The organism is Neisseria dumasiana (assembly GCF_022870885.1).
GTDB classification, from domain to species: Bacteria; Pseudomonadota; Gammaproteobacteria; order Burkholderiales; family Neisseriaceae; genus Neisseria; species Neisseria dumasiana.
Genome location: NZ_CP091509.1, coordinates 1581044 through 1593159, shown reverse-complemented (window position 1 = coordinate 1593159; position 12116 = coordinate 1581044). Strand labels below are relative to the sequence as shown.

Here is a 12116-nt window from a genome sequence, read left to right as displayed (position 1 = left end):
TTAATCCAGTGTGTTCAGACGGCCTTGGCTGAAAGATGGTTGCTCAATGCCACATAAAGCTCGGGCGCGATGTGTTCGGCGCGGTCTTGCGGGTTGATGCCGACGGCCTGAAAATCTTCATCTGTGGCAATGTCTTTCAGATTGTTGCGTATGGTTTTGCGGCGCTGGTGGAACGCGGCTTTAACCAGCTTGGAGAAATGCTCGAAATTTTCGGCTTTGCCGATGCGGTGTTTCACCGGAATCATGCGCACTACGGCGGAATCGACTTTCGGCGCGGGGTCGAATGATTCGGGCGGCACGTCGATCAGCATTTCCATATCGAAAAAATATTGCAGCATCACGCCCAGGCGGCCATAGTCGTTGGTTTTCGGTTCGGCCACCATGCGCTCGACCACTTCTTTTTGCAGCATAAAGTGCATGTCGATCACGTCGTCGGCCACTTCGCTCAGGCGGAACAGCAACGGCGTGGAGATATTGTAGGGCAGGTTGCCGACGATTTTTTTCTTGCCCGGCACGCTGTTGAAATCAAACTGCAAAACGTCGCCTTCGTGAATCACGAGCTTGTCGGCAAAAGGCAGGGTTTTCAGACGGCCTACAATATCGCGGTCGATTTCAATCACATGCAGGCGGTTGAGTTTCTGCGCCAAAGGCTCGGTAATCGCCGCCAAGCCGGGGCCGATTTCGATCACCGTATCATCGGGCTGAGGGCGCACGGCGTTAACGATGTCGCGGATGATGCGCGTGTCTTGTAAAAAATTTTGCCCGAACCGTTTTCGGGCTTTGTGTTCTTTCATGCTGCTTCTTCAAGATTCGTTTCGAGCGCGTATTGTAGCGCAAAATGCCCTGTCGTGCGGCGGGCGGCAGGCATAAAACCGTGCGGGTGTCTATTCTCTGAACGGAGTCTAAACATTTGGCCTCGAAAGGTTTATGATGCGGGCAGATGAAAGGAAGAAATATGAACCTTTTCGATACGCGCAGCGTAACATTTGCCGAACCGATCGAGATGCTGTATGCCTGCCACGGCAAAGTGCGGCGTTTTTGCAGCCAGCTCGACGTTTTGCCCGAATACATGGCGCAGCACGGACGCAACGATACCGTGTTGCAGGCGGTGAAACAGATCAGCCAATATTTCAATGTGGCCGCGCCGCTGCATCATGAAGATGAAGAAAGCGATTTTTTCCCGCTGTTGCTGCAATATTGCCCGCAGGCGCAGGAAAATATTAACGAATTGTTACGCCAGCACGAAAGCCTGCATCAAAAATGGGCGGCGGTAGAGCAAGAATTTGCCTGTTTGCAGGCCGACTGCGCCTATCGCGTGGACGAAGTGGTGCTTCAGCGTTTTTGTGCCGCCTACGAAGCCCATTTGGCTTTGGAAGAACCGTTGTTTGAAATGGGCAGGCAGATTCCGCAGCAGGCATTGTCAGAGATAGGGCGGAAGATGGCGGCAAGGCGCAAGGCTTGAGATGCGGGAGTAAAAGCGGTTTGTATCTTTGGATAAAATGAAAATTGCTTGAGGCCGTCTGAAAGCGAATTGTGCGAACTTCGCAAAGCGGGTTTGGGGGCTAAATTTTTTCAAGCCGCAAACAGATTTCGTAGGGGCGGATTGCATATCCGCCCGATGCTTGAAATGAGAAAATATTTATTTCACACCCATGAACCCCTGCCCGCAAATTGAAGCAAGCTGTTACCTATTCGACGCTCATTACAAAACCCTACCGGCGGGCGGATATGCAATCCGCCCCTACGGTTTTCTTGGGTATGAATATCTCGGAATGGCGGCTGACTTATGCCAAGGTTTGAGGCCGTCTGAAACCCGTTTGGCGGTTTTTTCAGACGGCCTCAAGCAACCTAAGCCATTAAAAAAACAGCGTAGGGCAGGGCGTGCGCTACGCTGTTTTAAATTCACAGAGCAAACGGCTTACTCTTTTCTCAAAGCCTTGGGCAAAACAAACACAATGCTTTCTTCCACGCCTTCGCCTTCGCGCACGGTGTCGTGCCCCCAGCTTTGAATGGCGGCAATCACTTCCTGCACCAATACTTCGGGTGCGGAAGCTCCGGCGGTTACGCCTACTTTGTTTTTGCCTTCAAACCATTCGCGCTGCAAGTAGCCTGCGTTGTCCACCATATAGGCATCGACGCCGCGCAGGGCGGCTACTTCGCGCAAGCGGTTGCTGTTGGACGAGTTGGGCGAGCCGACCACGATTACGATATCGCATTCTGCCGCCAAATCCTTTACAGCTTCTTGGCGGTTGGTGGTGGCGTAGCAGATGTCTTCTTTGTGCGGGCTGCGGATGTGCGGAAAACGCGCTTGCAGCGCTTCGATGATGTCGCGGGTTTCGTCCACCGATAGAGTGGTTTGGCTCACATGGGCGAGCTTTTCGGCATCGCGCACTTCGAGCTTGGCAACGTCGTCCACCGTTTCTACCAGCAGCATACTGCCTTCGGGCAGCTGCCCCATCGTACCTTCCACTTCGGGGTGGCCGGCATGGCCGATCATGATGATTTGATAGCCTTGGCTATCCAAACGTGCCACTTCTTTATGCACTTTCGTAACCAGCGGGCAGGTGGCGTCAAACACCTGAAAACCGCGCTCAACCGCTTCATCCTGCACGGCTTTCGATACGCCGTGGGCGGAATAAATCAGCGTTGCGCCTTCCGGCACGTCGGCAAGGTCTTCGATGAACACCGCGCCTTTTTCGCGCAGATTGTCCACCACGAATTTGTTGTGCACGACTTCATGGCGCACATAAATCGGCGCGCCGAACTCTTCCAGCGCGCGCTCTACAATGCTGATGGCACGGTCAACGCCCGCACAAAAGCCGCGGGGGTTGGCCAAAATAATGGTTTTTTTCGTCATGATGGTGTTTGCTTCACAATAATGTTCAGACGGCCTTAGCGGCTTTTTCTTCTTTATCGCCGGCTTTTTTGTGTTTGAAGCCGTCGAGTATCAGCAATGCGGCGCCCACGCAGATAAAGCTGTCGGCCACATTGAACGCGGGATAATACCAGTTTTGCCAGTAAACCAACAGAAAATCAACCACATGGCCGTGAATCAGGCGGTCGATAACGTTGCCGACGGCGCCGCCGATCACCATAGCCGCCCCGAGCTTGCCCCATTTGCCGAAATCGTCTTTCACAATCCCGCGGGCAAGGTAGAAGCTGATGACCACGGCCAGCCCCAAGAAAAAGTATTTCTGCCAGCCGCCTGCGTCCGCCAAAAAGCTGAACGCCGCGCCGGTGTTGAATACCAGCGTTAAATCAAAAATATGCGGAATCACGTTCAGGCGTTCGGCAAACTCAAAATTTTGCAACACGGCAACTTTGGTTATTTGGTCGAGCACGATGGCGGCCGCAATCAGCAGCCAATATTTCATTTTAGAAGTTTTCTGAGTGGTCATGTGTGTGTAATGCACGGGAATCAAAAGCCCGCATTTTACCCGAATCGCAGCAACACGGGGCTAATTTGCACACTTTGGCAAAGCAGTATGGTTTCAGACGGCCTTTAGGTATAATTCAGGCCGTCTGAAAACATTTGAAACATCGGAAACACCATGGCCGCATCACCCGAAGCCAAATATACGCAAGAAACCGTATTATGGATCAAGCACCACACACCCAAATTAATGACATTCGCCATCACCCGCCCCGAAGCCTACCGCTTTTCCGCAGGCCAGTTTTCACGGCTGGGCTTTCGTGACGGCGAAGGCTTTATCTGGCGCGCCTATTCCGTTGTTTCCGCCGAATACGCCGACACCCTCGAATACTTCGCCGTATTGATAGAAGGCGGCCCCATGTCGGCCAAATTGGCAGAAATGAAAGAAGGCGATACCGTGTTGCTCGACAAAAACGCCACCGGCTTTCTGTTGCCCGAGCGTTTTCCCGACGGCAAAGATTTGGTAATGCTCTGCACCGGCTCCGGCATCGCACCGTTTTTATCCATTTTGGAACAACCCGAAATCTGGCAACGCTTCGACCGCCTCGCCCTCGCGCATTCCGTTTCTTACGGCAACGAACTGATTTTCAACGACCGCATTGCCGCCCTTGCCGAACACCCGCTGATTGAAGAGCATTTCCACAAACTGCATTTCGTACCCGTCGTAACCCGCGAAACCACCGACGGCGCACTCGGCAAACGCCTTCCCGAACTGTTAAAAAACGGCGAACTCGCCGCCTCACTCGATATGCAGTTCACCCCCGCCGACACCCGCTTTATGATCTGCGGCAACCCCGCCATGGTAAAAGACACCTTCCAAGCCCTGCTCGATATGGGCTTCGCCATGCACCGCAACCGCATTCCGGGGCAAATCATGATGGAAAACGGGTTTTAATGAAATAAATCAATGAATATAAAGGTAAAATAATTTTCAATAAAATAAATTCCCCACCTTTTACCTAACTTTTCAGCTCGCTTGAAAATCGAAAAACGGGCATAAAATCATTTTCAGGCATGGGCGGATTGGCTGATTGCACGGTTGACCCATTCATTCAGGCTGATATTTTGCGCTGCCGCCGCCGCTGCCGCGGCTGCATGGGTTTCAGGGCTTACCCGCACATTAAAGCGGCCTGAATACCGTTTATACGGCTCAATGCCTTTTTCTTTGCACACATCGAGAAAAACCGCCAAACTGGCCGCGCCCTCTTTGTGCAAGTCTGCCACGTTATCGGCGTAAAAATCCGCCCCGCCGTTGAGGCCGATAAACTCGCCACGCAGCAACTCGGTTTCAGGGTCGTATTGAATAATGGCTTTATGGCCGTTGATTTCCATTACATTGTTCATGGCTTTACTCCGTTTTCTTCCAACCATTTGCGCACGCTCGCAACCGCGCCTTTATCCGTATCAGGGCTTGGATGCGGCCTATGAAACACTTTCACTTGCCCGAAAAGAATTACGGCCACACGACTACCTTCCCTTTCTTGTATTTCCGCGCCCAATTCGGTAAACAGGGCTTCAATATCCCCCCATTTAATGCTGCCGGATACAGGGCGGTTGAATATTAAAGCAAACGTTCTTTGGTGTTTCTTTTTCATAAAAACAAAATGGCACTAATATTTAGTACTATTCTAAAACAAGGCGGAGGGGCTGGCAAGCCGTAGCCTACATAAAACCCATGCAAGGATGTGCGGCGCAGCCACGCACGCGGTTTTGAATGGAACAGCGCATATCGGCTGCGAAGATTTTAAAATCACGCCACATTATTTATGTACAAAACAATGCCGTCTGAAAAGAAAGTTTTCAGACGGCATTGGAACAGAAGTCCGAACAACGCGTGCGTGCGTACCGCACGCGCCCTACGCATGGGAGTTAGATTTTATGCAGGCTACGGCTTGTTAGTTTCCACTCCCCAGTCTTTCCAATAAATCCTGCGGAGCGACATATTCCAAAGCATTTCCCGATTTGAAGGGCACTAGGAACCTATATTCCCCCAGTTTGCTTAAATCGCTGCGTGCGGTGTTCAGAGAAACTCCGTATTGGTTTGCAATTTCTTGTGCAGTAAATATTTTCCCGCTTTCTTCCACTGCTTTTTGCAGGATACCGATTTGCCGCTGATTCAGCTTTCCTATCTTTTCGGTATATTTGGCAATCGCTGCTTTAAATTGCTGCTGGTGTTTTTGTTTGTCGGAAATGTAGTTTTCCAAATCGACGACTGCCCGTTTGATAATATCGCATTGGTAGTAGATGAAATAGGTTAAATCCAAATCATCGGTTTCCGCATACAGATAGGATTTAGCATATTGTGCGGGCGCGTTTTTCAGCAGGCGGCTGATGGAAATGTATTCAAACAGCCAATAGCCGTTTTTGAGCATAAACCAATAAAACAAAGCCCGCGCCGTCCGCCCGTTGCCATCGCCGAACGGGTGAATATAGCCGATAAGAAAATGTAGGATGATGGCTTGAACGACCGGATGGATAAACGGATTTTCCGCGCCGTCATAGGTATTGTTGGCAAACGTACATACTGCCTCCATCAGTGTATAAACCTGACCGTACGGCGGCGGTTGATACAGGCTATTGCCATCGGTATCGGCAATAAAGATTTCGTCATCCTGTCTGAATTGTCCGGGTTCAGCACGGTTTTCAATGGCGTTGCTAGTGGCAATACGGTGCAAATCTAAAATTATTTCAATACTTAACGGCGTATGTTTCAACTCCACCGCTTTTTTCATCAAGTGATAGTTGTTCACTATCATGATTTCGTCTTTGGTTTTGGGTTTGCGCTGTGATTTGAGCATATCCTTAGCCACTTTGCGCGTGGTAGCTGCTCCTTCCAGTTGGGCTGATGTGATCGCTTCTTCCATAATCAGAGATTTGAGCAGGAATCTGTTTTGTTCGCTTCTGCCGAAACCGCCCAAGCTGGACGTGCCAATATTGCTACCGCAGCTTTTATCAATCAAATGAAGCCGTGCCTGCAAGGAATCGGGAATGCAAAACCAAAACTGATGTTCAAACGGAAAATCAATCGGTTTTTGGATTTTCCTGCGGCTTTCTTTCACTGCCCTCCACTTCATCCGTGTATCTTCCTTGTGTATCCAACGGAATTTATCCCAATGTAAATATTTTCCGCTCTCATCGGTCACGGAAAATTCGGAATAATCCTTGATTTCAGGAAGAAAATCAGAAATATCCATATTGGGGTTGTTCTGGGCAGAGTTGATCAGCTCGGCGGTTTGCGTCATTTTTTCGGTGAGATGCTGCACATATTCTTGTTGCAACAGGGCAAACTTTGGAGGGGTGGAAATTTTCATAATAGATACCGAGATTGCGCAATTTTTTATAATTGAGTGATTTTAGTCACTTTAAGGGGATATGGAAAGCATTTTAACAAAGTATACGGGAAATCATTTCGTTAAATGCACCATTTGTTTGAAATCAAATGCAGCAACATGAGGATAGTGTCTTGGTACTATCCAAGGGATTGAAGTAAAAAGCAGCCTACCCCCGTTTTTTTGGAAGTGCAGGCTGCTTTTCTGTCTCACAATTTCGTAGGTCGGGCATTGATGCCTGACCTACATCTTTTTAAATCAAGTATTCAAAATTACCCTCAAATACTTCCCCGTATAACTCCCCTCAACCTTAACCACTTCTTCCGGGCTACCTGAAGCAATAATCCTCCCCCCGCCATCTCCCCCTTCCGGCCCCAAGTCCACAATATAATCCGCGGTTTTAATCACATCCAAATTATGCTCGATAATCACAATCGAGTTGCCTTTGCCTTTTAGGCGGCCTATTACTTCCAGCAGTAAGGCAATGTCGGCGAAGTGCAGGCCGGTGGTGGGTTCGTCGAGGATGTAGAGGGTGCGGCCGGTGTCACGTTTGGAGAGTTCGAGGGCGAGTTTGACGCGCTGGGCTTCGCCGCCGGAGAGGGTGGTGGCGGATTGGCCGAGGCGGATGTAGCCTAGGCCTACGTCCATCAGGGTTTGCAGTTTGCGGGATACGGTGGGCACGGCGTCGAAGAATTCGCGGGCTTCTTCTACGGTCATGTCGAGCACTTGGCTGATGTTTTTGCCTTTGTATTGCACTTCGAGGGTTTCGCGGTTATAGCGTTTGCCGTGGCACACTTCGCAGGGTACATATACGTCGGGCAGGAAGTGCATTTCTACTTTGATTACGCCGTCGCCTTGGCAGGCTTCGCAGCGGCCGCCTTTGACGTTGAAGGAGAAGCGGCCGACGTTGTAGCCGCGTTCGCGGGCAAGCGGTACGCCGGCGAAGAGTTCGCGGATGGGGGTGAAGAGGCCGGTGTAGGTGGCGGGGTTGGAGCGGGGTGTGCGGCCGATGGGGGATTGGTCGACGTTGATGACTTTGTCGAGGTGTTCGAGGCCGGTGATGTCGTCGTAGGGCGCGGGTTCTTCGTGAGCGCGGTTGAGTTCGCGGGCGGTGATTTTGGCGAGGGTGTCGTTAATCAGGGTGGATTTGCCGCTGCCGGATACGCCGGTAATGCAGGTAATCAAACCCAAAGGCAGTTCGAGGGTAACGTTTTTGAGATTATTGCCGCGGGCGCCTTTAAGCACCAGCATTCTTTCGGGGTTGACAGGCGTTCTTTCAGACGGCACGGCGATGGCTTTTTTGCCGCTGAGGTATTGGCCGGTAACGGAATCGGTGCAGGCGGCGACTTTATCGGGGGTGTCGGCGATGATAACGTTGCCGCCGTGTTCGCCCGCGCCGGGGCCCATGTCGATCACGAAATCGGCTTCGCGGATGGCATCTTCGTCGTGTTCGACCACGATCACGCTGTTGCCGAGGTCGCGCAGGCGTTTGAGGGTGGCGAGCAGGCGGTCGTTGTCGCGCTGGTGCAGGCCGATGGAGGGTTCGTCCAAAACGTACATCACGCCGGTTAAGCCGCTGCCGATTTGGCTGGCGAGGCGGATGCGCTGGGCTTCGCCGCCGGAAAGGGTTTCGGCGCTGCGGCTGAGGTTCAGATAGTCGAGGCCGACGTTAATCAGAAAGCCCAAACGCTCGGTGATTTCTTTGAGGATTTTTTCGGCAATCTGCTTTTTGTTGCCTTCCAAATCAAGAGTTTCAAAGAATTGGTGCGTTTGGGTGAGCGGCCATGCCGAGATTTCGTGCAACGGCTGTTTGCCCACATAAACATAACGCGCTTCTTTGCGCAAACGTGCGCCGCCGCAACTGGGGCAGGCTTTATGGCTTTGATATTGCAGCAACTCTTCGCGCACGGTGTTGGAATCGGTTTCGCGGAAACGGCGTTCGAGATTGGGGATGATGCCTTCAAAAGCGTGGCTGCGGTTGAAGGTGGTGCCTTTTTCGGAAAGGTAGCGGAAGTCGATAACGTCTTTGCCGGAGCCGTGCAAAATCACTTTTTTTACTTTTTCAGGCAGCCCTTCAAAGGGGGTATCGACATCGAAGCCGTAATGTGCGGCCAGCGATTGAATCATTTGAAAGTAAAACTGGTTGCGTTTGTCCCAGCCTTTAATCGCACCGGCGGCTAGGGAAAGCTCGGGGTGCATGACCACGCGCTCGGGGTCGAAGAAGTTCATATTGCCCAAGCCGTCGCAAGTAGGGCAGGCACCGACGGGGTTGTTGAAGGAAAACAGGCGCGGTTCGAGTTCGGGCAGGCTGTATGAACACACGGGGCAGGCGAATTGGGCGGAAAACCAATGTTCTTCGCCGCTGTCCATTTCCAATGCCAGCGCACGTTCGCCGCCGTGGCGCAGGGCGGTTTCAAAACTTTCGGCCAGCCGCTGTTTGATGTCGGCTTTCACTTTTACACGGTCGATGACCACGTCGATATTGTGCTTGATATTTTTTTCGAGCTTGGGCACTTCGTCGAGCTGATAGACTTCGCCGTCCACGCGCACGCGGGCAAAGCCTTGCGCCTGCAAGTCGGCAAAGAAATCAACAAACTCGCCTTTGCGTTCGCGCACGGCGGGGGCGAGGATCATCACGCGCGTGTCTTCGGGCAGTTTTAAGACGGCATCCACCATTTGCGACACGGTTTGGCTGCTCAAGGGCAAATCGTGTTCGGGGCAATGCGGCGTGCCGACGCGGGCATACAGAAGGCGCAGATAGTCGTGGATTTCGGTTACGGTGCCGACGGTGGAGCGTGGGTTGTGGCTGGTGGATTTTTGTTCGATCGAAATCGCGGGCGACAAGCCTTCGATCAAATCGACATCGGGCTTATCCATCATCTGCAAAAACTGGCGTGCATAGGCCGAAAGGCTTTCCACATAACGGCGCTGGCCTTCGGCATAAAGCGTGTCGAACGCGAGCGAGGATTTGCCGCTGCCCGACAAACCCGTTACCACCACGAGCTTGTGGCGGGGGATGTCGAGATCGACGTTTTTCAGATTATGGGTGCGTGCGCCGCGGATGCGGATGGTGTCGTTGTCGTGCTTGCTCATGATGGTGAGGCCGTCTGAATTCCGTTTAAAAAAGAACCGCGTATTGTAACATTTTTATCTGTTTTGCCGTGTATAAAGTCTGTTCAGACGGCTACGCAGGCAGAAGCGCGCATATCGGCGCAAGCTGTTATCTGTTGCGCCGATATGTTATCTTTACAGCCTTTTTCTTCAATACGTTTAACAACCATCATGCATTTAATCGATTCACACTGCCATCTGAATTTCGACGGCCTCGCCGGCCGTTTGCCCGAAGTGTTTGCCAATATGGCCGAAAAAGAAGTTAGGCAGGCGTTGGCCATCAGCGTGAGCAGGCAGACTTTTTCCGAAGTATTGGCGATTGCCGAGGCGCACGAACATATTTATGCCACAGTGGGCATTCATCCCGATGAAAAAGACACGCCCGAATTTACCGTGGCCGAGTTGGTGGAACATGCCAAGCACCCTAAAGTGGTGGGCATCGGCGAAACAGGCTTGGATTACCACTGGTGCCAAGGCGATTTGGGCTGGCAGTACCAACGTTTTGCCGACCATATCGAGGCGGCCAACCAAAGCGGTTTGCCGTTGGTTATCCACACCCGCGATGCGGCGGCGGATACCATGCGCATGCTGCGCGAACATCAAGCCCATGCCGGGGTAATCCATTGTTTTACCGAAAATGTAGAAGTGGCTAAAGCCGCGCTGGATTTGGGCTTTTATATTTCATTTTCCGGTATCGTTACCTTTAAAAACGCTGCGGATATCCAAGAAGCCGCCAAGTATGTGCCGCAAGACCGTATTTTGGTGGAAACCGACGCGCCGTTTCTCGCCCCCGTGCCTAAACGCGGCAAGCCCAACGAGCCGGCTTATGTGCGCTATACTGCCGAATTCGTAGCGAAACTGCGCGGCGATTCGGTGGAGCATATCGCTGAAATCACTACCGAAAACTTCTACCGGCTGTTTAACAAAGTGCCCAAGTTGGTGTGAAAAAAGCTGAAACATAGCAAACCCGCAGAGGCCGTCTGAAAAACTTTCCTAAACGGAGCGTGAACCGTGAGTAAACCCACCCTGTTTCAAATCGACAAATCCCTTGAAAAGCCCGAGCGCGTGATGCTGGCGGGGGTGATGCTGAGTGCGGACTATTCCGGTGCCAACGAATGGCGCGAACAGGCTTTTCAGACGGCCTTGGCCGAAGCGGCAGACTTGGTGCGCGCGGCGGGCGGCGATTTGGTGTGTACCGAAACCGCCAAGCGCGACAAAGCCCATACCGCGCTGTTTGTCGGCACGGGCAAGGCCGAAGAGTTAGCCGAATTGGTGCGGCAGCACGATATCGAATTAGTGGTGTTCAACCACGAACTGACACCGACGCAGGAGCGCAATTTGGAGCGCGTTTTGCAGTGCCGCGTGCTCGACCGCGTGGGGCTGATTCTGGCGATTTTCGCCAAACGCGCACAATCGCAAGAAGGTAAACTGCAAGTGGAGTTGGCGCAGCTTAATCACTTAAGCGGGCGGCTGGTGCGAGGTTACGGACACATGCAAAGCCAGAAAGGCGGTATCGGTTTGAAAGGCCCGGGCGAAACCCAGCTCGAAACCGACCGCCGCTTAATCAACCAAAAAATCACCGCCTTGAAAAGGCAACTGCAAAACGTGCAGAAACAGCGTGCCACCCGCCGCAAATCGCGGATGCAGGGCAGCATCAAAACCTTTGCGTTGGTGGGCTATACCAATGCGGGAAAATCCAGCCTGTTCAACCGTTTAACCAAAGCCGACGTGTTGGCGAAAGACCAACTGTTCGCCACGCTCGACACCACCGCCCGCCGCCTGTATCTGTCGCCCGAAGCCACGGTTATCCTAACCGACACCGTCGGCTTCGTGCGCGATTTGCCGCACAAGCTGGTGTCGGCATTTTCGGCCACTTTGGAAGAAACCGCGTTGGCCGACGTGCTGCTGCATGTGGTTGATGCCAGCCATCCCGATTTCGAGCGGCAGATGGACGATGTAAACACTGTGCTGGAAGAAATCGGCGCACATGAAGTGCCGCAACTGATCGTGTACAACAAAATCGACCTGCTGCCCGACAACAAACGCCCCGCCGGTATTCTGCGCGATACGCAGGGCAGGGCGGTGGCGGTGAATATTTCCGTTACCGAAAGTTTGGGCTTGGATGCCTTGCGCGAAGCGATGATTGAGCGGGCGCGAGATTAAGGTAGGTTTTACAAGCGATTGGGGTTAGAATACCGCCCATCTTTATTTGGCTTTGCGCAGAGCTACATCATGGGTAAAAA

At 52.3% G+C, this 12116-nt stretch carries 11 protein-coding genes; 4 read left to right on the top strand and 7 right to left on the bottom strand.

The window, feature by feature from the left end:
* Positions 1-14: 14 nt before the first annotated feature.
* Positions 15-794, bottom strand: coding sequence for a 16S rRNA (adenine(1518)-N(6)/adenine(1519)-N(6))-dimethyltransferase RsmA (rsmA, locus tag LVJ88_RS07255; RefSeq protein ID WP_054598757.1), 780 nt, complete (start codon positions 792-794; stop codon positions 15-17).
* Between the two features lie 161 nt (positions 795-955).
* Here rsmA and LVJ88_RS07250 point away from each other — a divergent pair, with 161 nt between their 5' ends.
* Positions 956-1462: a hemerythrin domain-containing protein gene (locus tag LVJ88_RS07250; protein WP_085417966.1), complete on the top strand. Its 507-nt coding sequence runs from the start codon at positions 956-958 to the stop codon at positions 1460-1462.
* A gap of 456 nt (positions 1463-1918) precedes the next feature.
* On the opposite strand, the gene ispH is transcribed toward LVJ88_RS07250, so the two are convergent.
* Together ispH and lspA are read right to left on the bottom strand one after the other, a co-directional pair.
* Positions 1919-2857: a 4-hydroxy-3-methylbut-2-enyl diphosphate reductase gene (gene ispH / locus LVJ88_RS07245; protein WP_054598759.1), complete on the bottom strand. Its 939-nt coding sequence runs from the start codon at positions 2855-2857 to the stop codon at positions 1919-1921.
* A 25-nt stretch (positions 2858-2882) separates the two neighbouring features.
* Positions 2883-3398, bottom strand: a complete 516-nt coding sequence (lspA, locus tag LVJ88_RS07240; RefSeq protein ID WP_085357030.1) for a signal peptidase II — start codon at positions 3396-3398, stop codon at positions 2883-2885.
* A gap of 153 nt (positions 3399-3551) precedes the next feature.
* Between lspA and LVJ88_RS07235 the strand changes: the two genes are divergently transcribed.
* Complete coding sequence (locus LVJ88_RS07235) at positions 3552-4328, top strand: ferredoxin--NADP reductase (protein ID WP_085417967.1); 777 nt, start codon at positions 3552-3554, stop codon at positions 4326-4328.
* A 113-nt stretch (positions 4329-4441) separates the two neighbouring features.
* On the opposite strand, the gene LVJ88_RS07230 is transcribed toward LVJ88_RS07235, so the two are convergent.
* The 4 genes from LVJ88_RS07230 to uvrA form a co-directional block, all read right to left on the bottom strand.
* Entirely contained in the window at positions 4442-4777 is a 336-nt protein-coding gene (locus LVJ88_RS07230) for a type II toxin-antitoxin system HicB family antitoxin (RefSeq protein ID WP_085360615.1), read from the bottom strand.
* Positions 4774-5028: a type II toxin-antitoxin system HicA family toxin gene (locus LVJ88_RS07225; RefSeq protein WP_085417968.1), complete on the bottom strand. Its 255-nt coding sequence runs from the start codon at positions 5026-5028 to the stop codon at positions 4774-4776. The genes LVJ88_RS07230 and LVJ88_RS07225 overlap by 4 nt, the downstream gene beginning before the upstream one ends.
* Positions 5029-5328: 300 nt before the next feature.
* Entirely contained in the window at positions 5329-6744 is a 1416-nt protein-coding gene (locus LVJ88_RS07220) for a Fic family protein (RefSeq protein WP_085417969.1), read from the bottom strand.
* A 276-nt stretch (positions 6745-7020) separates the two neighbouring features.
* Positions 7021-9855: an excinuclease ABC subunit UvrA gene (gene uvrA, locus LVJ88_RS07215; protein ID WP_085417970.1), complete on the bottom strand. Its 2835-nt coding sequence runs from the start codon at positions 9853-9855 to the stop codon at positions 7021-7023.
* A gap of 189 nt (positions 9856-10044) precedes the next feature.
* Here uvrA and LVJ88_RS07210 point away from each other — a divergent pair, with 189 nt between their 5' ends.
* On the top strand, positions 10045-10818 hold the full coding sequence (locus LVJ88_RS07210; RefSeq protein ID WP_085417971.1) for a TatD family hydrolase: 774 nt from the start codon (positions 10045-10047) through the stop codon (positions 10816-10818).
* A 123-nt stretch (positions 10819-10941) separates the two neighbouring features.
* Positions 10942-12036 carry a GTPase HflX gene (gene hflX, locus LVJ88_RS07205; protein ID WP_416171746.1) on the top strand — a complete coding sequence of 365 codons (1095 nt, stop codon included), beginning with the start codon at positions 10942-10944 and terminating at the stop codon, positions 12034-12036.
* Positions 12037-12116: the final 80 nt, after the last annotated feature.

Excerpts from the sequence above, each read along its gene's own strand:
- LVJ88_RS07235 (WP_085417967.1), top strand. The coding sequence starts at position 3,552 with ATGGCCGCATCACCCGAAGCCAAATATACGCAAGAAACCGTATTATGG.
- rsmA (WP_054598757.1), bottom strand. The coding sequence starts at position 794 with ATGAAAGAACACAAAGCCCGAAAACGGTTCGGGCAAAATTTTTTACAA.
- ispH (WP_054598759.1), bottom strand. The coding sequence starts at position 2,857 with ATGACGAAAAAAACCATTATTTTGGCCAACCCCCGCGGCTTTTGTGCG.
- LVJ88_RS07225 (WP_085417968.1), bottom strand. The coding sequence starts at position 5,028 with ATGAAAAAGAAACACCAAAGAACGTTTGCTTTAATATTCAACCGCCCT.
- uvrA (WP_085417970.1), bottom strand. The coding sequence starts at position 9,855 with ATGAGCAAGCACGACAACGACACCATCCGCATCCGCGGCGCACGCACC.
- LVJ88_RS07220 (WP_085417969.1), bottom strand. The coding sequence starts at position 6,744 with ATGAAAATTTCCACCCCTCCAAAGTTTGCCCTGTTGCAACAAGAATAT.
- LVJ88_RS07250 (WP_085417966.1), top strand. The coding sequence starts at position 956 with ATGAACCTTTTCGATACGCGCAGCGTAACATTTGCCGAACCGATCGAG.
- LVJ88_RS07230 (WP_085360615.1), bottom strand. The coding sequence starts at position 4,777 with ATGAACAATGTAATGGAAATCAACGGCCATAAAGCCATTATTCAATAC.
- LVJ88_RS07210 (WP_085417971.1), top strand. The coding sequence starts at position 10,045 with ATGCATTTAATCGATTCACACTGCCATCTGAATTTCGACGGCCTCGCC.
- lspA (WP_085357030.1), bottom strand. The coding sequence starts at position 3,398 with ATGACCACTCAGAAAACTTCTAAAATGAAATATTGGCTGCTGATTGCG.
- hflX (WP_416171746.1), top strand. The coding sequence starts at position 10,942 with ATGCTGGCGGGGGTGATGCTGAGTGCGGACTATTCCGGTGCCAACGAA.